This is a genomic window from Arsukibacterium sp. UBA3155 (assembly GCA_002364615.1).
GTDB lineage: Bacteria > Pseudomonadota > Gammaproteobacteria > Enterobacterales > Alteromonadaceae > Alishewanella.
On record DEYP01000004.1, the window covers coordinates 24,271 to 47,459 of the forward strand.

Annotated in this window: 21 protein-coding genes; 7 read left to right on the forward strand and 14 right to left on the reverse strand. The window is 48.3% G+C overall.

The features are described from left to right. Window positions 1–8: 8 nt before the first annotated feature. The gene (locus tag B2X65_RS01665) at window positions 9–1,139 is read right to left on the reverse strand and encodes a Leu/Phe/Val dehydrogenase (protein WP_290610149.1); all 1,131 of its coding nucleotides are present in this window, start codon (window positions 1,137–1,139) and stop codon (window positions 9–11) included. A 136-nt stretch (window positions 1,140–1,275) separates the two neighbouring features. On the opposite strand from B2X65_RS01665, the gene B2X65_RS01670 reads away from it, so the two are divergent. After that, window positions 1,276–1,713, forward strand: coding sequence for a DUF4826 family protein (locus tag B2X65_RS01670; protein ID WP_290610150.1), 438 nt, complete (start codon window positions 1,276–1,278; stop codon window positions 1,711–1,713). A gap of 125 nt (window positions 1,714–1,838) precedes the next feature. Here the strand turns inward: B2X65_RS01670 and B2X65_RS01675 are convergent, their stop codons facing one another. The 5 genes from B2X65_RS01675 to B2X65_RS01695 form a co-directional block, all read right to left on the reverse strand. Next, window positions 1,839–3,005: a cupin domain-containing protein gene (locus B2X65_RS01675; protein ID WP_290610151.1), complete on the reverse strand. Its 1,167-nt coding sequence runs from the start codon at window positions 3,003–3,005 to the stop codon at window positions 1,839–1,841. A gap of 92 nt (window positions 3,006–3,097) precedes the next feature. Then, complete coding sequence (gene purB / locus B2X65_RS01680; RefSeq protein ID WP_290610152.1) at window positions 3,098–4,468, reverse strand: adenylosuccinate lyase; 1,371 nt, start codon at window positions 4,466–4,468, stop codon at window positions 3,098–3,100. Between the two features lie 15 nt (window positions 4,469–4,483). Then, entirely contained in the window at window positions 4,484–5,113 is a 630-nt protein-coding gene (gene hflD / locus B2X65_RS01685) for a high frequency lysogenization protein HflD (protein WP_290610153.1), read from the reverse strand. Between the two features lie 2 nt (window positions 5,114–5,115). Then, window positions 5,116–6,219: a tRNA 2-thiouridine(34) synthase MnmA gene (mnmA, locus tag B2X65_RS01690; RefSeq protein WP_290610154.1), complete on the reverse strand. Its 1,104-nt coding sequence runs from the start codon at window positions 6,217–6,219 to the stop codon at window positions 5,116–5,118. A 132-nt stretch (window positions 6,220–6,351) separates the two neighbouring features. After that, window positions 6,352–6,891 (reverse strand): pseudouridine synthase, encoded by a 540-nt coding sequence (locus B2X65_RS01695; RefSeq protein ID WP_290610209.1) that lies wholly within the window; start codon window positions 6,889–6,891, stop codon window positions 6,352–6,354. Window positions 6,892–7,211: 320 nt separating this feature from the next. Here B2X65_RS01695 and B2X65_RS01700 point away from each other — a divergent pair, with 320 nt between their 5' ends. Then, window positions 7,212–9,440 carry an NADP-dependent isocitrate dehydrogenase gene (locus tag B2X65_RS01700; protein ID WP_290610156.1) on the forward strand — a complete coding sequence of 743 codons (2,229 nt, stop codon included), beginning with the start codon at window positions 7,212–7,214 and terminating at the stop codon, window positions 9,438–9,440. A 101-nt stretch (window positions 9,441–9,541) separates the two neighbouring features. Here the strand turns inward: B2X65_RS01700 and cspD are convergent, their stop codons facing one another. Beyond that, window positions 9,542–9,754, reverse strand: a complete 213-nt coding sequence (gene cspD, locus B2X65_RS01705) for a cold shock domain-containing protein CspD (protein WP_019676583.1) — start codon at window positions 9,752–9,754, stop codon at window positions 9,542–9,544. Window positions 9,755–9,946: 192 nt separating this feature from the next. On the opposite strand from cspD, the gene clpS reads away from it, so the two are divergent. Together clpS and clpA are read left to right on the forward strand one after the other, a co-directional pair. Then, window positions 9,947–10,267, forward strand: a complete 321-nt coding sequence (gene clpS / locus B2X65_RS01710) for an ATP-dependent Clp protease adapter ClpS (protein WP_290610160.1) — start codon at window positions 9,947–9,949, stop codon at window positions 10,265–10,267. A 52-nt stretch (window positions 10,268–10,319) separates the two neighbouring features. Next, on the forward strand, window positions 10,320–12,587 hold the full coding sequence (gene clpA / locus B2X65_RS01715; protein ID WP_290610161.1) for an ATP-dependent Clp protease ATP-binding subunit ClpA: 2,268 nt from the start codon (window positions 10,320–10,322) through the stop codon (window positions 12,585–12,587). A gap of 63 nt (window positions 12,588–12,650) precedes the next feature. Here the strand turns inward: clpA and infA are convergent, their stop codons facing one another. The 4 genes from infA to trxB all read right to left on the reverse strand — a co-directional run bounded on the left by infA (window position 12,651) and on the right by trxB (window position 15,373). Continuing rightward, a complete protein-coding gene (gene infA, locus B2X65_RS01720; RefSeq protein WP_019676586.1) occupies window positions 12,651–12,869 on the reverse strand; it encodes a translation initiation factor IF-1 in 219 nt (72 codons plus the stop codon). 96 nt (window positions 12,870–12,965) lie between these two features. Further along, window positions 12,966–13,694, reverse strand: coding sequence for an arginyltransferase (locus B2X65_RS01725; protein WP_290610162.1), 729 nt, complete (start codon window positions 13,692–13,694; stop codon window positions 12,966–12,968). Next, entirely contained in the window at window positions 13,687–14,403 is a 717-nt protein-coding gene (aat, locus tag B2X65_RS01730; RefSeq protein ID WP_290610163.1) for a leucyl/phenylalanyl-tRNA--protein transferase, read from the reverse strand. Before aat ends, B2X65_RS01725 begins: the two co-directional genes overlap by 8 nt. Window positions 14,404–14,410: 7 nt before the next feature. Continuing rightward, complete coding sequence (gene trxB, locus B2X65_RS01735) at window positions 14,411–15,373, reverse strand: thioredoxin-disulfide reductase (protein ID WP_290610164.1); 963 nt, start codon at window positions 15,371–15,373, stop codon at window positions 14,411–14,413. 372 nt (window positions 15,374–15,745) lie between these two features. Here trxB and B2X65_RS01740 point away from each other — a divergent pair, with 372 nt between their 5' ends. Both B2X65_RS01740 and B2X65_RS01745 read left to right on the forward strand, forming a co-directional pair. Then, complete coding sequence (locus B2X65_RS01740; RefSeq protein ID WP_290610166.1) at window positions 15,746–17,287, forward strand: S8 family serine peptidase; 1,542 nt, start codon at window positions 15,746–15,748, stop codon at window positions 17,285–17,287. Between the two features lie 455 nt (window positions 17,288–17,742). Beyond that, entirely contained in the window at window positions 17,743–18,345 is a 603-nt protein-coding gene (locus B2X65_RS01745) for a hypothetical protein (RefSeq protein ID WP_290610167.1), read from the forward strand. A gap of 286 nt (window positions 18,346–18,631) precedes the next feature. On the opposite strand, the gene B2X65_RS01750 is transcribed toward B2X65_RS01745, so the two are convergent. From B2X65_RS01750 to trhA, 3 genes are all read right to left on the reverse strand, one after another. Beyond that, the gene (locus B2X65_RS01750; RefSeq protein ID WP_290610168.1) at window positions 18,632–19,597 is read right to left on the reverse strand and encodes a transposase; all 966 of its coding nucleotides are present in this window, start codon (window positions 19,595–19,597) and stop codon (window positions 18,632–18,634) included. Between the two features lie 381 nt (window positions 19,598–19,978). After that, window positions 19,979–21,013 (reverse strand): mechanosensitive ion channel family protein, encoded by a 1,035-nt coding sequence (locus B2X65_RS01755; protein WP_290610169.1) that lies wholly within the window; start codon window positions 21,011–21,013, stop codon window positions 19,979–19,981. A 90-nt stretch (window positions 21,014–21,103) separates the two neighbouring features. Then, the gene (gene trhA, locus B2X65_RS01760) at window positions 21,104–21,754 is read right to left on the reverse strand and encodes a PAQR family membrane homeostasis protein TrhA (RefSeq protein ID WP_290610171.1); all 651 of its coding nucleotides are present in this window, start codon (window positions 21,752–21,754) and stop codon (window positions 21,104–21,106) included. Between the two features lie 173 nt (window positions 21,755–21,927). On the opposite strand from trhA, the gene B2X65_RS01765 reads away from it, so the two are divergent. Beyond that, on the forward strand, window positions 21,928–23,154 hold the full coding sequence (locus B2X65_RS01765; RefSeq protein WP_290610173.1) for a glycosyltransferase: 1,227 nt from the start codon (window positions 21,928–21,930) through the stop codon (window positions 23,152–23,154). Window positions 23,155–23,189: the final 35 nt, after the last annotated feature.

Consider the following 23,189-nt stretch of genomic DNA (forward strand, 5'->3'; position numbering starts at 1 on the left):
GTTAGCGATTAGTCAGCACTCTGCTGGCCACGACTGATAATCTCCTGGGCCATGACATCGGCGATATCGCTGGTAGGTTTACCTTCTTCATCCGCGCGCTGAAAGATATTCAGCAGGGTATGGTAAATCTGATTCACCTTGGCTGTAGACTCATCAGCATTATAGCCTTGCGGTCGCATTTCACAGGCCACGTTAATAATACCGCCGGCATTAATTACGTAATCCGGGGCATATAAAATACCGCGCTGGCGCAGCATTTCGCCGTGGCGCGCTTGCTTTAGCTGGTTATTGGCGCACCCTGCAACTATTTTTGCTTTAAGTAATCCAATCGTATCGTCGTTCAGCGTTGCACCTAATGCACAAGGGGCATAAATATCAGCCTCAACTTCGTAGACACCATGTAAACCGACAGCCGTTGCCCCAAACTGCGTTACGGCACGGTCAACCGAGCTTGGGTTGATATCGCAAACAATAAGTTTCGCGCCCTCATTATGTAAATATTCACATAAGGCGAAGCCTACGCTACCAAGACCCTGCACGGCTATCGTTTTACCGCTAAGTTCGGCTGAACCAAATTTATGCATGGCGGCAGCTTTTAAGCCCTGATACGTCCCCAGCGCCGTAAACGGGCCCGGGTTTCCGCTCTTACCCTCTAAACCAGCAACATAAGGGGTTTCTTTATTGACCTGCATAATGTCGCCGGTGGTGATATTCACGTCTTCAGCACTGTAATAACTGCCACCAAGACGGTGCAGCATTCGGCCAAATGCTCGGAATAACGCTTCGGTTTTAATGGTTTTAGCATCGCCAATAATGACCGATTTGCCACCGCCCAGTGGCAGGCCGGCCATGGCATTTTTATAGGTCATGCCGCGGGAGAGCCGAAGCACATCAACAATGGCTTCTTCGTCAGTGGCATAGTTCCACAGGCGACAGCCGCCCACGGCAGGCCCTAATCGGGTGCTGTGCACAGCAATAATGGCCCGTAACCCCGTTTCCTGGTCACTACAAAATACCACTTGCTCATGGTTGTCGAATTCAGGATGATTAAATACTGCCACGTCTGATTCTCCCTCGGGTTTAATCTGGCTGATAATGAGTGACCCTACGCCACTTTTTTGCGCCGCGGAATGTAACATTTCAACCTGAGTTACGCTATATATCACCGAAAATAATGGCTGGTCTGACGTGTGGCTTGTCGACAATTAATGTCGACGCTTGATTGTCCCCGCTGAGTAACTTAAAGTAAGGCAAATTTTAATTGGAAGCGAAAAAATGAGTGAGCAGTTAACTCAGGCACAGCAACAACAACCACAAGCGATGTCAGATCAACAACGGACAGAGTGGGTCAAAAGCCAATATCAAAAGGCGAATCAGTATCTGGCTGGGAAAGGTATTCTTCCGGACAATGTCGCGGTAACCGAGAGTCGCTACCTGCCTCCGTTGGTGGCACTGTGGAAGCTTAACACTAAAGATAAAAAGTCGTACTGGGTGATAAGCGGTGACTTGCCAACCGATCACATGCCATTTTCTGCGGCGCCAACAGCACGGGACGCCATGCGTTCCTTTTCACTTAACTGGCAATTGAAAGCTGAGCACATTGTTACCAGTGATTCAGTAGATAAAACTCAACAAGAATTCGCGGATCTGCTGGTAAGCCGGGCGCAAGGGCTTTATCAGTTATTTGAAGATGAAGCGTTGTGGCGCAGTTGAATTAACGTCACCTCTGTAACGAAGAGCATACAGTTAATAAAAAAACCGCAGAGCCTGCGGTTTTTTTTATGGGTTCCGTAATGCATTAACCGTGCAGGTCAGGCCAATAGCGCCTTACGGCTAACTTACTCTGTAAAATGCCAGTAACCCAGATTAATTAAGTGCACCATTAGACCAAGTCGCTCTGGCAGCTCAAGAAAGTGGCGACACTGTTGTTCATCCAGCTGGCGCTGCCCGGTAAGTAACTTAGCCGTGGTCAATTCGTCGCCCGGCAGCAGGTATTGCTCACCATTAATAAATAACGCAATGTCAGCCGGTTCACTGCCCTCTGAGCTTGCCTGATGGTAACAGCAGCGTAAACCGCCGGTCAGGGTTAATTCTGAGCCTTCTTCCAGATACTCCGCTATTTCCTCTGCCTGATAATGCGGATCGGGTTCCTGCAGATCCAGCTCATGTTTGGCCCGGCTGATATACTGGCCAAACCACAATGGTAAGCTTGCATCATCACTGACCAGTTGCTGCAACAACTGTTTAACCTGAGCCAAATCGGCACTGCCCAGCTCGCCAATATTGTTTGACACCGGCCGCGCTGGATCAGTAAAACGTCTGCCGCTGATATCATTGTCGATCAGGTAGTCAGCCAGACCTGTAAGCAGATCTTTTTGTGCCGGCGCTCTGAAACCGATTGAGTAATTTAAGCTATTTTCAAGCGAAATACCTTCGTGCGGACAACCTGGTGGAATATACAGAATATCGCCTGGCTCCATCACCACATCAATACAGGCGTTAAAGGGACTAACTTGCAACAGCCTGGGGTGATGGCAGAATTGCTTCAGACTGTTATCCGGCATGCCAACCCGCCAGTGCCGTTTGCCTTCACCCTGAACAATAAAAACATCATATTGATCTAAATGCGGGCCAACACCACCGCCTGGCGTGGAAAAGCTGACCATTAAATCGTCTATCCGCCAGTTTGGAATAAACCGGAACGGATCCAATAAGGTTGCCGCCTCACTATGCCAGTGATCCACCGCCTGCACTAAGATAGTCCAGTCTCGCTCACCAAAGCGGGCAAAATCGCTGATCGGCCCGGTTTCCATTTGCCAGTCACCGTTACCACATTGTACTACCCGGGATTCGACTTCTTCTTCCAATGCCAGTCCGGCTAACTCATCCGCCGACAACGGGTCGGTAAAGTGCTTAAACCCTTGTTTTAACAATAACGGTTTTTTCTGCCAGAACTCGGCTAAAAAAAGCTCTGGGGTCAGGTCGGCAAAATCAAGTGCGTACATAGGTATTCCAATTAAAAAGACACTGCGCCATGCAATGCCCGTTATGTTGGGCTGGCGTGGCAATGCCGCCGCGCCAGCAGTTGCTGCGGCCGTTATGGCAGTTTATTTACCAGAGCAATGGCATCGCCGATATAATTGGCGGGGGTTAGCTGTTTCAGTTCTGCTTTTACCGCTTCAGGCAGTTCCAGGGTATCGATAAAACGGGCTAAGTCTGCCTGATTAATCCGCTTACCGCGTGTCAGTTCTTTTAGTTTTTCATAGGGCTTTTCAATGCCGTATTTTCGCATAACGGTCTGCACCGGCTCTGCCAGCAATTCCCAGTTACTGTCTAATTCAGCCAGCAAGGCAGGGGCATTCACTTCCAGCTTACTGATGCCTTTTAACGTTGCCTGATACGCAATTAAGGTATAGCCAAAGCCCATGCCCAGGTTACGTAACACGGTAGAATCTGTCAGATCGCGCTGCCAGCGTGATACCGGTAATTTGGCCGAAAGATGGTTAAATAAGGCATTCGCAATACCCAGGTTGCCTTCTGAGTTTTCAAAATCAATCGGGTTTACTTTATGTGGCATGGTAGAAGAGCCGATTTCACCGGCTACGGTTTTCTGCTTAAAGTGGCCCAAAGCGATATAACCCCAAACGTCGCGGTCAAAATCAAGCAATATGGTGTTAAAGCGGGCTATCGCATCAAATAGTTCGGCAATATAGTCATGCGGCTCTATCTGGGTGGTGTATGGGTTAAAGCTTAAGCCGAGGCTGGTGACAAATTGCTCGGCAAACTGATGCCAGTCAAGGTTAGGGTAGGCCGATAAATGGGCATTGTAGTTTCCTACTGCACCATTAATTTTGCCCATAATATCTACCGCAGCAATCTGATCACGCTGACGTTGTAACCGGGCGTAAACGTTGGCCATTTCTTTACCCATAGTCGTGGGCGAAGCGGGCTGGCCGTGGGTGCGTGCCATCATGGCAACGGTTTTATGTTGCTGTGCCAGGTTTTTGATAGCAGCAAGCAGGGCATCACATTGTGGTAACAATACATCGTTGCGGGCCTGGCTTAACATTAAACCGTGCGACAGGTTGTTAATATCTTCTGAGGTACAGGCAAAGTGAATAAATTCGCTGATGGCGTTAAGCTCGCTATTGGCCGCCACTTTTTCTTTTAACAGGTACTCGACTGCTTTTACATCGTGATTGGTGGTGCGTTCAATGTCTTTAACCCGCTGAGCATCTGCCAGGCTGAAATTGTCGACAATATCATCAAGTAATTGATTTGCTTCAGCAGATAGCGCCGGCACTTCAGCAATTGCAGGGGTGGCGGCGAGTTGCTGCAACCAGCGTACTTCAACAGTAACCCGGTATTTTATCAGACCAAATTCACTAAAATACGGGCGTAGCTCAACCGTCTTGCTACCATAACGGCCGTCAACCGGGGATATGGTGGTAAGGGCATTAAGTTCCATGAAAACTCCTGAAGTTTAAAGTGTGGTTTGTGCCAGCATCTGCTTAGCGGCTGCCACCAGTTTGCGACGTTTAAAAATAAAATTCAGCCGGCTACCGCCAGCCTGACGCCATAACACCGCAGCGCGAACTGCCGCTAACAGCAGCGCCCGGACTTTTTGCTGAACGGCAGCTTGTTTTAGTAAATCGGGTTGGCCATAGACCTGAATGCGGCTGCCCAGGCTGCTGATGCATTCACTGTAAATATCGGCAAGACGACCGACGATGGTCTCGTCGGTGACCGAAAAGTGTTGTAGCTGACGCTCCAGCTGGCCAAGTTGTTTACCAAGCTCAGCCAGGTTCCTCTGGTTTTTATTGAGTTTGCGCTCAAGCGCCAGCACCCCAACCAGGTATCGGGTCAGTTCGACATCTTTTTTGGTATTGTCGCCCAGCTGGCTGATAATCAATTCTAAGCCGGCGGCAAGATTTGCCGGATCATCGCCATATACAGCTAAGGGGGACTCCGGATTCAGGTTGGCGACACTGGCCAGTGCGGTGTGATAAAGCTCAGGCTGCAATTTGTTATGTCTGGCCAGGTTTTGTAGCAAGCTGAGCGCCTGACACAGGCCAGCCAGACCAATAATTTGGTTTGATAAAGAAGGTTGCATAGTTAGGTAATGGCCTCGTCGATAATGCCGCCGCCTAAACAGACGTCATCAAGATAAAATACCGCGGACTGGCCCGGAGTAACGGCTTTTTGCGGCTGATCGAATACCACCTTAATCTGGCCGTCAGCCAGGGGGGTAAGGGTGCAGCTGATATCTGTTTGGCGATAACGGGTTTTAACGGTGCAGCGTAACGGCTGCTCAGGGCCTTTACGGTCGACCCAGTCTAACTGGCTGGCAAACAGACCATTGGCAAGTAATGCCGGATGGTCATGACCCTGAGCGACCAACAGCCGGTTTTGTGCTAAGTCTTTGCCTACCACATACCAGGGCTCGTCACTGCCATCGCGCAGGCCACCAATTTTCAAGCCTTTGCGCTGGCCCAGCGTATGGTACATCAGGCCATCATGCCGGCCGAGCAGCTGATCATCGTCAATGCTGACAATATCCCCAGGCTGGGCGGGCAGATATTGTTGTAAAAAGTCTTTAAACTTTCGCTCGCCAATAAAGCAGATACCTGTGGAGTCTTTTTTATCGTGGGTAATTAAGCCTTGCTGTTCGGCAATCGCCCGCACCGCTGGTTTTTCCAGCTCACCTATTGGAAACAAGGTCTGGCTAACGTGGTGTTCACTTAGCGTGTATAAAAAATAGCTTTGGTCTTTATTGTTATCCAGGCCGCGCAGCAGCTGCCAATGGCCATCATGCTGGCGGCGGCGCACGTAATGGCCGGTAGCGATGTAATCGGCTGCCAGTGCTTCGGCGGCAAATTCGAGAAAAGCTTTAAACTTTATCTCTTTGTTGCACATAATATCCGGGTTCGGAGTGCGTCCCGCCCGGTATTCCGCCAGGAAATATTCAAATACATTATCCCAGTATTCTGCAGCAAAATTTATTTTATGTAGCGGAATACCCAGCTTGTCACAAACCTGCTGCGCGTCGTGCATATCCTCTGCTGCGGCACAGTATTCGTCATTGTCATCTTCTTCCCAGTTTTTCATAAACAGGCCTTCAACCTGGTAACCCTGCTGAATTAACAAATAGGCCGATACTGAAGAATCCACGCCGCCGGACATGCCGACGATGACTTTTTTACTGCTGTTAGCTGACATTGCACCACACTGGCTGTGACCAAAATAAGGCGCGGAGTATAGCACTAAATTACGCGGTAAAAAAATCGTTATCACCAGCGTGGCTGCAGCTTATGTGTCTGCTGGCTGTTTTTGGCCAGCGCCAATATCAGACTATGGTAAATTTATTACCCGGTATTCTCCGGGCGCTAACTCAGCTAACTGCCATTGCCCAATCTGCTGGCGCACCAGGCGCAATGTGGCAAAGCCAACGGCGGCGGTCATGCGCCGAACCTGACGGTTGCGGCCCTCGATGATAGTCAGGCTGAGCCAGCTGGTGGGGATGCTGGCACGATAGCGCACTGGTGGGTTGCGTGGCCATAGTGGTGGCGGGGCCATGCGCTCAGCCACAGCGGGTAAGGTCGGGCCGTCATTTAGCAGCACGCCCTGACGTAAGCTGGCCAGGGCAGCATCACTGATCTCACCTTCAACCTGCACCCAATATGTTTTAGGCGCTTTATGTTTCGGATCGCTTAACTGATGCTGGGTCTGGCCGCAATTGGTTAGCAGCAACAGACCTTCGCTGTCACGGTCAAGTCTGCCTGCCGGGTAGACGTTTTTTAGGGTGATAAAGTCTGCCAGTGTAGTACGGGCCGGTGTACTGTTATCGGTAAACTGACTTAGCACATCGTAAGGTTTATTGAACAATACCAATAGTGGATTGTCGACTTTGGTCCTATTGTTTTTTTTGTTAATTGGCTTATGTTGCCTGTGGCGAAATGGCGCGGGTTGTTTCAAAGCTATTTCCTATAAGTCACTTAGCGTCATGCGGCCGTGTCGATATTGCTGGCGCTGGCGCGCCTGTTTAAATCGACTTTATGCTGATATACTAACGGCCGTTGTTTTTGCTGCGTTTTAAACAATCATCACAGTGCTACAGTGTTAGCGCGGCACTTCCCACCGGGGGGCCACCGGGAGGGCCACCGGGCCACCGGCTTCCGTGCACATTGTGCGATTACAATACAGGAACTAACATGTCGAAAGAAAGTGCAACAATCATTTATACCATCACCGATGAAGCGCCAGCACTGGCAACTCATTCTTTGCTGCCTGTTATCCAGGCGTTTTCTTCAGCTGCAGGAATTGCGGTTGAAACCCGGGATATTTCACTGTCAGGGCGCATTATTGCCAGTTTTTCGGATTTTTTAAAGCCAGAGCAACAGATTAACGATGCGCTGGCAGAATTGGGCGAGATGGCAAAACAGCCAGAAGCCAATATTATTAAATTGCCTAATATCAGCGCGTCAGTTCCTCAATTAAAAGCCGCGATTAAAGAATTACAGAGCCAGGGCTATGCGTTACCCGAGTATCCGGCAGAGCCAAAAACGGATCAGGAACGTGATGTTAAAGGTCGCTATGATAAAATTAAGGGCAGTGCGGTAAATCCGGTACTGCGCGAAGGCAACTCTGATCGGCGTGCTCCGGCTTCTGTTAAGCAATACGCAAAGAAGAACCCTCATAGCATGGGCGCCTGGCAGTCAAGCTCAGCCTCACATGTTGCTCATATGCAACGGGGCGATTTCTATGGCTCAGAACAATCCACTACCGTCACAAAGGCTGATACCTTGCGTATTGAGCTGCATCAGGCCGATGGAAAAGTGGCAATATTAAAAGATAAAGTGGCAGTGCTGGCCAATGAGGTAATTGACGCGGCAACCATGAGCGCCAGGGAGTTACGAGACTTTTACGCTGCTGAAATTGCCGATGCGAAAGAGAAGGACATTCTGTTTTCGTTGCATTTAAAAGCCACTATGATGAAAGTGTCTGATCCCATTATGTTTGGCCATGCGGTAAAAGTGTTTTATCAGGAAATCTTTAGTAAATATGCAGACGACTTTGCTACGGCCGGTGTTGATGTCAGTAATGGTTTAGGTGATGTATATGCAAAAATCACCAGTCTGCCAGAAGCTAAACAGCAGGAAATTAAAGATGCGATTACGGCGTTGTATGCAGACAAGCCCGCGATGGCGATGGTGAATTCGGACAAAGGTATTACCAACTTGCATGTGCCAAGTGACGTGATTATCGATGCATCTATGCCAGCGATGATTCGTAGCTCCGGCCAGATGTGGGGCCCGGATGGTCAGTTAAAAGATACCAAAGCCGTGATCCCGGATCGCTGCTACGCTGGTGTTTATCAGGAAACCATTAGCTTTTGTAAAGAAAACGGCGCATTTGACCCCCGTACCATGGGTTCGGTGCCGAACGTAGGTTTAATGGCGCAAAAAGCTGAAGAGTACGGCTCACATGATAAAACCTTTGAAATTGCGACAAAGGGCACGGTTAAAGTATTAAACAGCAAGGGTGAAGAGTTGTTCAGCCATGCGGTTGAACAAGGCGACATCTGGCGGATGTGTCAGGTAAAAGACGCGCCAATTCGTGACTGGGTAAAACTGGCCGTAAACCGCTCGCGTTTAAGTGGCACTCCGGCGATATTCTGGCTGGACAGTGAGCGGGCCCATGACGCACAGCTGATTAAAAAAGTTAAGCATTACTTAAAAGATCATGACACCAACGGTCTTGATTTGCAGATTATGGCGCCGGTAGAGGCGACCCGTCATACCCTGGCCCGGATTAAACAGGGCCTAGATACGATTTCCGTAACTGGTAACGTGCTGCGTGATTATCTGACAGATTTGTTCCCGATTTTAGAGCTGGGCACCAGTGCTAAAATGCTTTCGGTAGTACCACTAATGAATGGCGGTGGTTTATTTGAAACCGGTGCCGGTGGTTCAGCACCTAAGCACGTCGAGCAATTTGTGGAAGAAAACCATTTGCGTTGGGACTCGTTGGGTGAGTTTCTGGCACTAGCGGCATCGTTAGAGCATTTGTCTCAGGTGACTGGCAACAGTGCAGCTAAAGTACTGGCTGATAGCCTGGATAAAGCGACAGCGACATTCCTGGACAACGATAAATCACCACGGCGTAAAGCAGGTGAGCTGGACAACCGCGGCAGCCATTTCTATTTGGCGCTGTACTGGGCGCAGGAGCTGGCAAGTCAAACAACTGATACCGCACTGGCGGCCCGCTTTAAAACACTGGCTAACGCGATGCAGGCTAATGAACAGGACATTTTAACTGAACTGAATGGTGTGCAGGGTAAGTCGGTTGAGATTGGCGGCTATTACCGGCCGAATGACAAGCTGGTAAGCGATGCAATGCGGCCAAGCCCGACATTAAACAGGACCTTACAGTCACTGTAAGCTACGCCAGGTGAACCTTCATAAAAAAAGCAGGCATTAGCCTGCTTTTTTATTAGTAACTGCCGATGCCAGGTCGGTACAACTTGGAAACGATGAAAACGTTATTCTTCGCCGGGGAGCTTAATATTTACAGCATGCAGCCCTTTAGGGCCTTCTGATAGATCGAACACTACATCCTGGCCTGCTTTTAGCGTGCGGTAGCCATCCATGCTAATGGTAGAATAATGCGCGAAGATATCTTCATCACGACCATCTTCACGAATAAACCCAAATCCCTTGGCATTATTGAACCATTTTACTTTACCGGTAGCCATACTACTTACTTCCTTCTCTAAGTTAGCTATATTCTGTATTCTAGAGTGAACTTGAAGGGGACTTGTTCAGCCCCAATATCTACTGTAGATAATTTAAGCAAAGAGTCAAGCTGTTTGCAAAAATAGCGCGATTTTTTTACTAATTTTTAATATAAGCGCCTTTGCTGGTTGGCGCAGGCATGGCTATAGTTTATGAGCGGTAAGCAAAATTTAGATACAAAACATGATGACCTGGCAGAGTTGACCCGACAAAAGGTAACTCCGCCACCGATGTATAAGGTAATTTTGCACAACGACGACTACACTCCTATGGATTTTGTCATCGATGTGCTGACCCATTTGTTTAATATGCAGTATGAAAAAGCCAGTGAAATAATGCTGAAAGTACATTACGAGGGTAAGGCGGTGTGTGGCGTTTTCACAGCTGAAATTGCAGAAACAAAAGTACAGCAGGTGCAACAATATGCGAAAGAGCATCAGCATCCGCTGTTGTGCACAATGGAACGCGCTTAGAAATGTCTTGGCATGGTCTGAAAGTGGTTCTCAGGGGTATTGGGAGTGAGCTATGTTAAATAAAGATCTGGAACTGACGCTGAATTTAGCGTTCCGGTTCGCGCGCGAACGCCGGCATGAATACATGACGGTTGAACATTTATTGCTGGCGCTGCTGGATAATCCGGCGGCCGGAGATGCGCTGAAATCCTGTGGTGCAAATATAGATAAGCTCAGGCTGGAACTGGCGAGCTTTATTGACTCTACTACACCCGTGTTGCCTGACAGTGACGCAGAGCGTGACACCCAGCCTACATTAGGTTTCCAGCGGGTGTTACAGCGGGCGGTGTTTCATGTGCAGTCGTCAGGTAAATCCGAAGTCACCGGTGCGAATGTGCTGGTGGCAATATTTAGTGAACAAGAGTCTCAGGCCGTCTATTTGCTGAAAAAAATTGATATAACAAGGTTAGATATCGTCAATTTTATTTCGCATGGTGTGACTAAAACGGAAAAGCTTGAACAGCATGATGACAGTGGGCAGGAAGAGCTGACTGATTCGGTGCCGGAAGAGAGTAAATATCTGGAGAATTTTACCAGCAATCTGAATATTCAAGCGAAAAATGGCCACATTGACCCGTTAATTGGCCGTGATCGCGAAGTAGAGCGCGCGGTACAGGTATTGTGTCGGCGTAAGAAAAATAACCCGTTGCTGGTTGGTGAAGCCGGTGTTGGTAAAACCGCCATTGCCGAGGGGCTGGCGTATCGGATTGTGCAGCAGCAGGTGCCTGAAGTTATTGCCAATGCCACCATATATGCGCTTGATATGGGCGCATTGCTGGCCGGTACCAAATACCGCGGTGATTTTGAAAAGCGCTTAAAATCGCTACTCAAAGAGCTGGAAAAAGAGAAAGACTCCATCTTATTTATTGACGAAATTCATACTGTCATTGGTGCCGGTGCTGCCTCAGGTGGCGTGATGGACGCATCTAATTTAATTAAGCCGTTGTTGTCCAGTGGCCGGCTGCGGTGTATGGGATCGACCACCTATCAGGAATTTAAAAGCATTTTTGAAAAAGACACCGCTCTGGTGCGGCGTTTTCAGAAAATTGATGTTACTGAACCCAGTGTGGAAGATACCACCCGGATATTGATGGGTTTAAAAGAACGATACGAGCAGCACCATAATGTGCGTTATACCCAAAAGGCCATTCGTGCCGCGGCAGAACTGTCGGCAAAATACATTAACGAGCGACATTTACCGGATAAAGCGATAGATGTTATCGATGAGGCGGGAGCCAGCCAGCGGTTGCTACCGGCTTCAAAACGTAAAAAAGTCATTAATGTTCCTGAAATCGAGCATATTATTGCCAAAATGGCGCGGATCCCGGAAAAATCAGTGTCAGCGTCCGATAAAGATGTGCTGGCGAATCTGGATCGCAACCTTAAGCTGGTGGTATTTGGTCAGGACGAGCCAATAGAAGTGCTGACTGCCGCTATCCGCTTATCGCGATCAGGTCTTGGCAATGAAGAGAAACCCATCGGTAGCTTTTTGTTTGCCGGCCCAACGGGCGTCGGTAAAACTGAAGTGACCAAGCAGTTAGCGAAAGTTATGGGGGTAGAGTTACTGCGCTTTGATATGTCCGAGTATATGGAACGTCATGCCGTCAGCCGGTTAATTGGCGCACCGCCAGGCTACGTTGGTTTTGAGCAGGGTGGCTTGCTGACAGATGCGGTGTCTAAACATCCGTATTCGGTGGTGCTGCTGGATGAAATTGAGAAAGCCCACAGTGATGTTTACAATATTCTGCTGCAGGTGATGGACCACGGTACCCTGACCGATAATAACGGTCGTAAAGTAGATTTCAGAAATGTGGTGCTGGTAATGACCACTAATGCCGGTGTCCAGGAAACCGTGCGTAAATCTATTGGCTTTAAGCAGCAAGATCACAGTCACGATGCGCTAAGTGAGATAAACCGTACGTTTAGTCCTGAATTCCGCAACCGACTAGATGGTATTATCTGGTTTAAACATCTGGCAGCCGATATTATTCTGCAAATTGTGGATAAATTTGTTTGCGATTTACAGGTGCAGCTGGATAAAAAGCAGGTGTCAATGGAGTTAACCACGGATGCCAGACAATGGCTGGCAGACAAAGGCTATGATCAGGCGATGGGAGCGAGACCTATGGCCCGGGTTATCCAGGAGCAGCTGAAAAAACCATTGGCCAATGAGATATTGTTTGGCCGACTGTTACACGGTGGCGATGTTAAAGTGAGTCTGAAAAACGATGCGTTATGCTTTGATTATCAGACCGAGCAGGATTTGGCCCTGATGGATTAGGCTTTTGCTGGCTACCATGCAAAAACCCGGTATTAACCGGGTTTTTTTGGTACTAAAGCTGATTTAACGCTGACGGAATACGATACGGCCTTTGCTTAAATCATAAGGCGTTAATTCAACGGTAACTTTATCGCCTGTCAAAATGCGGATATAGTTTTTGCGCATCTTACCGGAAATGTGAGCGATAACCACATGACCATTTTCCAGTTCAACTTTGAACATGGTATTTGGCAATGTATCCAGGATGGTACCTTGCATTTCAATTACGTCTTCTTTCGCCATTCAGCGTACTCGCCTCTATAAATTGGGTTTGAACCTTCAAAAAACTGCGCAGATTGTGCCGAAATCACAGCAATAAGTAAAGCAACAAGCGCTTTTTTAGGCAAAAGAGTGCCAATGTCCCCGAATAAAGCGTTGTTGTGGTCTGAATTCTGCCTTGTATGCCATCTTTTGACACGCTTCTACCAGATAACCTAAATAGACAAACGCTTTGTTATCCTGGCGGGCACGTTCCAGTAAATACATAATGGCCAATTTTCCCGGAGAATACTGTTGATACTGCCGGGCAAAAAAGGTGTACACCGCCGAATAACTATCGGCAAGCTCATCAATAATGCTAACACTGACCAGTTGTTGATCGTCATAAATCTCTAAAAAACGGATACTAAGCCAGCTGCATTTCAGCATACCGCTAAGTTGCTCCTCAGTAGCCGGGTACATAATACCATCGTCATGTTTAAACGCGATATAAGCTGCAAACAGCGGATAATAGTCGGCAATATCAGCAGTGGTGACCAACCTGTACGCCAGATTGGCCCGTGTTGCTTTATTTTGTAACCGGCGCTGGCTACGCGATGGCTGCCATAGCGTAGGGTTTATCCGCACCGACTGACAGGCCTGGCAGGCGGGGCAGTGCGGTGTGTAGCTCTGCTCGCCACTGCGGCGGAAATTAAGGTTAAGCAGTTGTTGGTACAATTCGGGGCTAATTGGCTGCTCTGGCATCAGCACCACTAATTGTTCTTGTTGGCCAGGCAGGTAACTGCACGGGCCAGGCTGCGTTAAACCAAAGCGTAACGGTTGTGTTCCTGCCTTAACATCGTCATTCATTCCGCAAGCTCAGGGTAGTGGGTTGCCAGTGACCGGCAGGACTGCTTATTTTCACCTGCTGTTGCAGCAAGTTTAAGTAATGCGATCTGCTCATCGTTTCTGCTCCTAGCTGTTGTAAAAACGGGTTAGGGAGTTGACAGTCAATCCAGCCAGGGGCGAAATGACGAATATGTTGCTGCAATGCCAGTAGTGCGAATTTTGCTGCGTCAGGCACCCGGTTAAACATCGATTCACCACAAAATAATCCACCGACTGCAATACCGTACAAGCCACCGACCAGTTCTGAGTGCTGCCACACTTCGATACTGTGAGCATGGCCTTGCTGATGCAGGCGCTGATACGCGTGTTGCATCGGTGGCAGTATCCAGGTGTGGGGCTGATTTTTGCGCGGGGCAGCGCAACCTTGTATAACTTCGCTAAACGCCTGATTCAGGGTAAGCGACAGTTCACCGCGCTGCCATTTTTTGCGCAAAGTACGGTTAAATTTAATGCTATCGGGACTAAATACAGCCCGGGCAGCGGGGCTCCACCACAATAAAGGGTCGCCCTCGCTGAACCAGGGAAAAATACTACTTTGATATGCCAGCAGCAGTCGGTCTGCAGACAAGTCGCCACCCATTGCCAGCAAACCATCAGGTTGCGACAACGCCTGTTCAACGGGCGGAAACGTCAATTGAACAGGGTCAAGTTCCGGCAAATAGATGGCCATAGCAGGGTTATTTCTGCTCGGTCAGGCCATCCAGGTAACGTTCGGCATCCAGCGCTGCCATACAGCCAGTGCCGGCAGAGGTAATCGCCTGACGATAGATATGATCAGACACGTCACCGGCTGCAAACACGCCGGGAATACTGGTTTGGGTGGCATTGCCTTCCGTTCCGCTGACTACTTTTAAGTAACCGCCGTTCATTTCCAGCTGACCTTTAAAAATATCGGTGTTAGGTGAGTGACCAATGGCGATAAAGACGCCCTGCAGCGCGAGTTCTTTGGCTGCTTCACCTTTGGTAGAGCCTAAGCGGACGCCATTAACACCCATGTCGTCGCCTAACACCTCTTCTAATACGCAATGGGTATGCAACACAATTTTACCCGCTGCCACTTTTTCCATTAACCGGTCAACCAGAATTTTTTCAGCTTTAAAGCTGTCACGGCGGTGGATCAGGTTTACTTCGCTGGCAATGTTTGACAGGTAAAGTGCTTCTTCAACAGCAGTATTACCACCGCCGACTACCGCGACCTTCTGATTCCGGTAAAAGAAACCATCACAGGTGGCGCATGCAGATACGCCTCTGCCGCTGTAAGCTTCTTCAGAGGGTAACCCCAGATATTTTGCTGAAGCACCGGTACAGATGATTAATGAATCACAGGTATAGCTGCCATTATCGCCGGTTAAGGTAAAGGGCTGCTGCTTTAGATCGACAGTATGAATGTGATCGAAAACAATTTCGGTATTAAAGGCTTCAGCATGCGCCTGCATCCGCTCCATTAATACAGGGCCAGTCAGGCCATGGGCATCGCCCGGCCAGTTTTCAACTTCAGTAGTGGTAGTCAGCTGGCCACCTTGTTGCATGCCTGTTAGCAGCACCGGATTTAAATTAGCTCGGGCAGCATAAACTGCGGCGGTATATCCGGCAGGGCCTGAACCCAGAATTAGTAACCGACAATGCTTGCTGTTTGACATGTATTACTCCAAAAAACGACTTAGTGAAAACGCAATGGGGGTGATTCTAAAAGAATGCAATCACCATAGAAAGATCTGAGCCGCAATTAGTTTGCAGCTATCTGTAAACCTTACAGGATTAATTCAATATTCCATAAAAAACTATCTAATAACTTAGGGTTATATGCAACCCAAAAAAATTCCCTGAAATAGTTTATTTGTTTCTAATCCCCACTTTTATTTCCTGAAACAGGGTTGACGATTTTTTTTATAATCATTTTGTAAGAGTTTTGTAATTGTTGTTTTTTTGAGCAACTGGTTAGTTAGGTGTCGCAGGACGCAGACAATAAAAAGGAAGTCACCTAATCATTATTCTGAAAACAAGGTACCACAATGAAAACAACTAAAAACCTCTTAGTACTTGGTGTCAGCAGTTGCTTTGCCCTCACTTTAACTGCTCAGGCCGTCGCAAACAGCCTGATTGACGAAAATAACGACACTGACCGCTATATTATTAAATTTAAGCCGACTGCAGCGGTAATGAGCAGCAACAATGGCCAGAATACGTTTTCAACGCAGCAGGCAGAAACGGTTTTACGCGGCCATCGGGTCGACGCTGTTATGCACTTAAAATCAGCCAACGCCAGTGTGGCGAAGTTATCAGCCAAACAGTTAAAGGCGCTGCAAGCCAACCCTAATGTCGAATATATTGAACAAGACGCTAAGCGTTACCTGATGGATGTCATCAGTCCCATGGCGCAATCGACGCCTTACGGTATTAATATGGTACAAGCAAATCAGGTAAGCGATAGCAGTGCGGGCAACATTAAAGTCTGTGTTATTGATACCGGCTATACCTCAGGCCATGAAGATTTACAAAGCTCTGGTGTTACCGGCTTTGCTTTTTCAGGCCATGGTAACTGGTTTTCAGATGGTAATGGTCACGGAACTCACGTTGCTGGCACCATGGTAGCGCTGGATAATAATTCTGGTGTAGTAGGGACCATAGGTTCTGGCCAGGCAGGGGTGCATATCGTTAAGATTTTCAACGATTCAGGAAACTGGACCTTTGCTTCTAATCTGGTTCAGGCTATTCAGTCGTGTAAAGACGCCGGTGCCAAAGTGGTGAACATGAGTCTGGGAGGTGGTTCTTCAAACCAGACTGAAAATAACGCTATGACCAATTTTTATAACGGCGGTATGTTGCTGGTTGCCGCGGCAGGTAACTCGGGTAATACCAGCTTGTCGTACCCGGCATCATATAATGGCGTAGTGTCGGTTGCGGCGGTAGATTCAAACCGTAATCTGGCCAGCTTCTCGCAGCGTAACTCGCAGGTAGAGATAGCTGGTCCTGGGGTGAATGTCAGTTCAACCTGGCGCAATGGCGGTTACAACAGCATTAGCGGCACGTCTATGGCCTCACCACACGTAGCAGGGGTGGCTGCATTAGTCTGGAGTAACCATCCATCATGTAGCGCGGCACAAATTCGCAATGTGTTAAATGTAACGGCGCAGGACCGCGGCGCGGCCGGTCGTGACAACTCGTATGGCTTTGGCATAGTACAGGCAAAAGCTGCCGACGACTTCATTACCAACAATGGCTGTGACGGTAGCGGTGGTGGTGGCGGTACGCCTCCTGGTGGTGGTGCAACCTTCCCGAACCTGTCGGCTTCTACCGGTCAGTGGTTGCGGGGCAGTTACGATATCCCGTCCGGCGTGTCACAGCTTACCTTCCAAATCTCTGGCGGCAGCGGTGATGCAGACCTGTATGTACGCTATGGCAGCCAGCCAAGCACCAGTGCCTACACTTGTCGGCCATATTTAAATGGCAATAATGAAGTGTGTACTATTAACAACCCGCAAGCTGGTACCTGGCATGTGGGCATCCGTGCCTACACGGCCTTCAGTGGTGTTACCTATAGCTATCAGTACTAAGCTATAACGTACTATTAAAACTGTTGTTAAAGGGCTGCGCCAGCAGCCCTTTTTATTTGTAAACCAAAATGTTTCTAATTTATTTACCAGCCATTCACTGCTAGTATCGCCACAATTTTTGCACTGTAAAAAGGAACTTAGTTTGTTGAGTGGCAAATATTATCATGATGCAAGCAGGCTGAAATTAAACTGGAAAGCTTTGAATTTACCAAGTACGGGGTAATAGACGGCGAAATTACTGATATCTCTACCGATGCCGTAGAGCTGGAAGGAGTGGGCCTGGTATTTCCTATTGAAAGTGAAATTTAAACAGCACAGCATTAAAGCCGGTAATAAAACTGTGCCATTAGGCTCGGGTATGGCAGTCACGATAGAAGTAAAAACCGGCCAGCGCAGGATTATAGAATTTTATTATCACCAGTGATTAAAGCGGTGGATGAAGGGGTAAGGGAGCAATGATGCGCAACAGAATAAGAAAATACTTATTAGACCTTAAAGGGCAACAGTTTCTTGGAAACCAAGGTGGGCTTTGGCCAAATAAGTTGGTTTTTTGGCTGCTTTGCACGTCTCTGCTTGTGACTATTATTTTAATTTATATTCTTATCAATTTCAGAGAATACCCATTGCATGCGAAATTTGATGATATTCAATGCCATGATGCCATTCATGTAAAGTCTGGCAGAGGAAGGGCTGCGCATGTTCAGATATTTGATGTTAGTGGTGAAGAGGTAATCATTAGAGGGAATTTTGCAGGCTCAAGTGGGATTTTATACATAGATAGAATGGATGAGCGTGACCGCCTTTATCATATTTGTTTTGTGCGTCTGCAGGATGTTTTTCTGGATGATAACAGTCGTTTGGTCGGATTGTGGCGGCAGGATAGTAATTCAAAAGGCGTCTTGAATAGGGGGTTGATTGAGTCAAGAATTAGTAATTTCAATAATTTTTTCAAGCGTGTAATAGAAGTAATATTTTATCCAATCTTGTTTATTGTATGCTTCGTGATTGCTGTTGATATTTTTTTTAAAATTATTTTTTCCGTAAGTTTTTTTCAATAAGGAGGTTAGTGATGAAAGCAACAAATAGGACAGGAACCAACAAATAGTAACAAATAGGACAGGCACAACAACAACAAAAAGGACAGGCACAACTAAAAGGATTGAAGTAATCAACTAATCCAGCAGTGTGTTTGCAAGGTTAATGCGCTAGTAGTGGCACTGTGTGGCGTTACTGTGATAAATGACCGCCGTTGAAGTCTGTTTTACAATATTTTCAGACAAGGCAGTTCCCGAATTTTGGGTTAGTGGCTGGTATGTCTGTCTTGCTAAGTTAAGTGGCGGTTGCTCAGGCAGTGTCGCGATGGGCGCGTCGGCCGAAAAGTGTGGTGTAGTGCTTCTCGAATTGGGTTGCGCGGGTCAGCCAGTCTTGCTGGCTGAGATTAAGCCGTTGCAGAATGGGTGGTAGCTGTCCTGCAATGGCACCCCGTTTTTTGGGGCGGATAGCGCGACCGGTATAGTCCAACAGCTGCAGATAGTCAGACAGGTTAAACAGAATACCGCGTTGCAGCTGGTCAACCTGCGCTCCCTCAAAGGGTAGCAATGGCTTGAGTGTGTGGCAGAAGTGTTGCATGTTGCCTTGCAGGGTTTGTTCAGCAATGGCTTTTTTCAAATCGAATGTTGGTGTTAACCGTTCTTTGATGCTGGTGTAGTCTGAGCTTTCCGGAGTCTCGGCAGTGTCAGCGCGAACCGGGTTCAGGTCGACATAGGCCATGCAGGACAATAGCGCTTCTTCGGTCAGCAGTGCCTGGGATTTGAATCTGGCTTCCCAGAAGTGCCCGGTGCAGCCGTCTTCCTGATTGGCCCGGCGGGCAATAGGTTCGTTTAGGCATTTCATAAACCAACTCAGGCAGGTCAGGCGCTGGCGGTAGACCTCGACACAGCTGTGTACTGTGTCCAGTTCAGCAGCGTTAACAGGACTGCCGGCTAAATATCGTTGTACCAACAATGTGCCTTTATGCAGGCTGGTCCAACGCAATAGCACGTCTTCGGTACTCCAGTCCGAGGCTTGCTTTGGTTCGAGTTTAACGACAATGTGTAAGTGGTTTGACATCACTGCGTAAGCGCAGATGTCGATAGCAAACAACGAGGCCAGCAGGCGGATACGTTGCTCAATCCAGGCTCGCCGGTGTTCAAAGTTTTTACCGGTATTTTGGTCGATGCCGCATAAAAAGGACCTGCGCACGCAGCGGGATACTACATGGTAGTAGGGTGTGTCCTCGACGGCGATAAGAGATTTGCGGGGTCTAGGCATGTCGCGCCTGCGATACTGTTTAAATGTACAGCTTTTAGACTAGTTGTCGACCATCTTGCTGTCAAGGTTTCAGATTGTGGTTAATGATGCTAACAGCTGGTATGTGTTACTCAAGGTTTTATAGTGCCTGTCCATCGTCTCATCCGGTAACTCAAGGTTTTATAGTGCCTGTCCATCGTCTCACATCGTCTCATCCATCGTCTCATCGTCTCACATTGACAACCCGCAAGCCGGTACCTGGCATGTGGGTATCCGTGCTTATAGTGCCTTTAGTGGTGTGACGTACAGCTATCAGTGCTAGGGTAAAAGTAATATTCACAATGCTGAACCGGGCTGAGTAAGCAGCCCGGTTAGTTAGAACACATCGCATGGCTCAGGTTGTTATTCAGAAATTGTCTGGTCGACAACCTTCAGTTGATCCTGCAGCATTTTTAGTTGGTTTTGAATTTGCCCTTTGTGCTCATTATCGACAGTTTTAAGCGTTTCTTCGCAGGCCGCGATTTTAACTAAAAGCTGATCTTTACTATCTTCCCGCTGCGCGGCTTCCTCTGCTTTGTCAAATACCACATCTTCCGCGACGGTTTCCGGAGTGCTGCCACGCGTTGCGCGTTGTGCCGGTACCACTTTGCCGTCATCTGCAATTTTTCGCTGATTCATAAAACTGGGTGACATAATTTCGACCCCGGCATCGTGCAGGGCATCGACTACCTGACGCCGTAAACTGGAGCGGGCGGTGAGTAAGCTTTTCACATCAGTCAGCATACCACTGACTTTATAAGTAATGGCATAATTGCCAAGTTCAAGGATTTGCACAAAGGGATCCGATAGCTCGCTATTGGTTGCTGCCTGCAGCAGCAGAGTCTCAACGTCGGCATTATGCACATCGTAGCCAAGAGACAGAGTGGTAGAGACGATGCAACCAGAACTGCGCGTTACGCAGATGGGGTGATTAACTAAAAAGGTATTGGGCAACGACACCAGTTCCCGGTTTTCAGTTTGAATTTCAGTATCCAGTAAGCCGCGTTCAACGACCCGGCCAAAAAAATCACTCACCTGAATAAAGTCACCGGTCCGAAAGGGCATGGTTACCCGCAGCATGGTGCCAGCCATAATATTAGAGAAGATAGTGCTGGATGAAAAAGCAAACACGCCTGAAATAACCAGACCAATTAAGCCAATCACCTGATTGCGGGTACTGTCACTGACCGGCAGCGATAACGCTATGGCAATAATGCCCACTACAGTGAGGATAAGCATTGTAAGTTGTTTGGGAAACAGCTTTTCGTTACCCTCAGTCTTGTGGCGCTTAATTAATAACAAATGGGCTAACCACAGCAATGCTGCAACCACGACACTGGTTAACAATAACGGTAAAAATAAGCTTAAAGTTTCAGTCACTGACTGGATAACGGACATAGAGGCCTCACAAGGTTACCTGCAGACCCAGCAACACACGCATTAGCTGGGCAATTAATGTTACTCTGACACCGCGGGTCGCAATCAGCCTCAGGCGGGTTGGGGCATCAGATACCAATATACTGCTAAAAAGTGCAATATGCTGCCCGCGAGCACGAATAAGTGCCAAAGCATATGATGCAGATACAGGCTGCGCCAGATGTAAAACAGCACGCCACCGGAATAAGCCAGACCGCCCGCCAGTAAAAGCCACATCGCTTCGGTTGGCACATTAGCCAGCATCGGTTTAATCGCAACTACCACGATCCAGCCAAGCCCCAGATAGAGCGCTAAAGATAACTTTTTATATTTAAGACCTGTGGCAAGCTCTAAAACCACGCCAACAAGGGCAATAGTCCAGATTATGGCGCATAAAATAAGGCCCCAGTCATGGCGCAGGCTGATCAGCGTAAAGGGAGTATAAGTACCAGCGATTAAAATAAAAATAGCGGCATGGTCGAGCTGACGCAGTCGGTATTTTATCTGTGGGCTATGGATACTGTGATAAAGCGCCGAGCTGCTATAGAGTAAAATAATACTGCTGCCATAGACAATCGCACTGGCCAGTTGCCAGTTGTCGCCATCGCTCAGGCTTAATCGTAGCATTAACACCAGGCCAATCAGCCCCAGCACGGCACCCACAGCGTGGCTTAGTGCATGCAGGTATTCTTCCAACGGGGTATAACGGCTTACGCTGGTCATTCAGAATTGCTCATTATGTATTGCTCACAAAGGTATCGTCACAAAATTGCACTGGCAAATTCAGGTGGTTAAAAACAGCCCTATCTTAACAGCACGCCATCACAGGTAAACACTAAAGCGTTGGTATTTAGTCAGAGCAGCGGTAAACTGCGCTTTTACGTCAAGATAGACTTATGCCACTGCTTATAATTCTGGGTTACGTTTGGCCTGAACCGAATTCCTCTGCCGCCGGCAGCCGCATGCTCAGCCTGATAAAATTGTATTTAGCTAAGGGCTGGCAGGTGCAGTTTGCCAGCCCGGCCGAATTAAGCCCGCACCGCTACCTATTGGCTGAACTGGGTGTCATAGAGCAGCGAATTGCCTTAAATTGTGACAGTTTCGATAGTTGGCTGGCTGAACACAACCCGCAGGCAGTAATGTTTGACCGTTTTATGCTAGAAGAGCAATTTGGCTGGCGGGTAGAGCAGGCATGCCCGCTGGCTATGCGCATATTAGATATGGAAGACTGTCATGCACTGCGTGATGCGAGGCAACGTTGCCACAGTCAGCAACAGCCTGTAGATGCTGTCGCCCTTAATTCTGAGTTGGCGCTTAGAGAAATAGCAGCCATTTACCGCTGTGATTTAACCCTGGTGATATCTGAAGCTGAAATGCAGCTGTTACAACAGCACTATGGTGTACCTGCTGCATTGCTCTGTTATTGCCCGTTTTGGTTGGAAGGGTTGCCGGCTATGCCGACCCCGGCGTTTGACGAGCGGCAGCATTTTATTGCCATTGGCAATTTTCGGCATGCGCCTAACTGGCAGGCGGTATTGTGGTTAAAACAACACATCTGGCCGCAAATACGTCAGCAGTTACCCGCAGCAGAGCTGCATATCTATGGCGCTTATCCGCCAGCAAAAGCGACCGCTTTGCATAATGCCAGGCAGGGGTTTCTGGTTAAAGGCTGGGTAGCTGATAGCCAGCAAGTGATGCGCCAGGCCAGGGTATGTCTGGCGCCATTGGCCTTTGGTGCGGGCTTAAAAGGTAAATTGCTGGAAGCAATGTGCCAGGGAACTCCCAGCGTAACAACGGATATCGGAGCGGAGGGCATGAGTATCGATAGTACCTGGAGCGGTATGGTGGCAAATAACAGTAATGATATTGCCGCTGCGGCGGTCGTGCTGCATGAAGATGAGCAGCGGTGGCAACAGGCACAAGACCTGGGATATCAGATTGTCAGCACACGTTTTGGCCCGGACCAGGCACAGTTGGTATGGCGAAGAATAGAGCAGGCAATGGCAATGCTTGAACCAAGTCGCCAGCTGAACTTTACCGGCCAAATGTTACGGCATCATGCCTACCGTAGTACCAAATTTATGGGACAATGGATAGCGCTGAAAAACAAACTGGCGCATTAAGCGCCAGTTTGTAATAACGAAAAACCCGCTGTCGG